This is a genomic window from Klebsiella sp. 1SOBk10mer, from assembly GCF_046602535.1.
GTDB classification, from domain to species: Bacteria; Pseudomonadota; Gammaproteobacteria; order Enterobacterales; family Enterobacteriaceae; genus Klebsiella; species Klebsiella quasipneumoniae.
The window spans coordinates 1-1,279 of record NZ_JBKIUP010000051.1 but is presented as its reverse complement, the minus strand read 5'-3'; the positions used below and the strand labels follow the sequence as shown (position 1 = coordinate 1,279).

At 52.9% G+C, this 1,279-nt stretch carries 1 rRNA gene; it reads left to right on the top strand.

Going from position 1 to position 1,279, the window contains the following annotated elements:
• Positions 1-146 precede the first annotated feature (146 nt).
• Positions 147-1,279, top strand: a 16S ribosomal RNA gene (locus ACLH1I_RS26535); the annotation flags it as partial.

Here is a 1,279-nt window from a genome sequence, read left to right as displayed (position 1 = left end):
ACTGCTCTTTAACAATTTATCAGACAATCTGTGTGGGCACTCAAAGTGACATGGATTCTTAATGTCTTCGGACAATAAATGAATACCAAGTCTCAAGAGTGAACACGTAATTCATTACGAAGTTTAATTCTTTGAGCATCAAACTTAAATTGAAGAGTTTGATCATGGCTCAGATTGAACGCTGGCGGCAGGCCTAACACATGCAAGTCGAGCGGTAGCACAGAGAGCTTGCTCTCGGGTGACGAGCGGCGGACGGGTGAGTAATGTCTGGGAAACTGCCTGATGGAGGGGGATAACTACTGGAAACGGTAGCTAATACCGCATAACGTCGCAAGACCAAAGTGGGGGACCTTCGGGCCTCATGCCATCAGATGTGCCCAGATGGGATTAGCTAGTAGGTGGGGTAACGGCTCACCTAGGCGACGATCCCTAGCTGGTCTGAGAGGATGACCAGCCACACTGGAACTGAGACACGGTCCAGACTCCTACGGGAGGCAGCAGTGGGGAATATTGCACAATGGGCGCAAGCCTGATGCAGCCATGCCGCGTGTATGAAGAAGGCCTTCGGGTTGTAAAGTACTTTCAGCGGGGAGGAAGGCGATAAGGTTAATAACCTTGTCGATTGACGTTACCCGCAGAAGAAGCACCGGCTAACTCCGTGCCAGCAGCCGCGGTAATACGGAGGGTGCAAGCGTTAATCGGAATTACTGGGCGTAAAGCGCACGCAGGCGGTCTGTCAAGTCGGATGTGAAATCCCCGGGCTCAACCTGGGAACTGCATTCGAAACTGGCAGGCTAGAGTCTTGTAGAGGGGGGTAGAATTCCAGGTGTAGCGGTGAAATGCGTAGAGATCTGGAGGAATACCGGTGGCGAAGGCGGCCCCCTGGACAAAGACTGACGCTCAGGTGCGAAAGCGTGGGGAGCAAACAGGATTAGATACCCTGGTAGTCCACGCCGTAAACGATGTCGATTTGGAGGTTGTGCCCTTGAGGCGTGGCTTCCGGAGCTAACGCGTTAAATCGACCGCCTGGGGAGTACGGCCGCAAGGTTAAAACTCAAATGAATTGACGGGGGCCCGCACAAGCGGTGGAGCATGTGGTTTAATTCGATGCAACGCGAAGAACCTTACCTGGTCTTGACATCCACAGAACTTGCCAGAGATGGCTTGGTGCCTTCGGGAACTGTGAGACAGGTGCTGCATGGCTGTCGTCAGCTCGTGTTGTGAAATGTTGGGTTAAGTCCCGCAACGAGCGCAACCCTTATCCTTTGTTGCCAGCGGT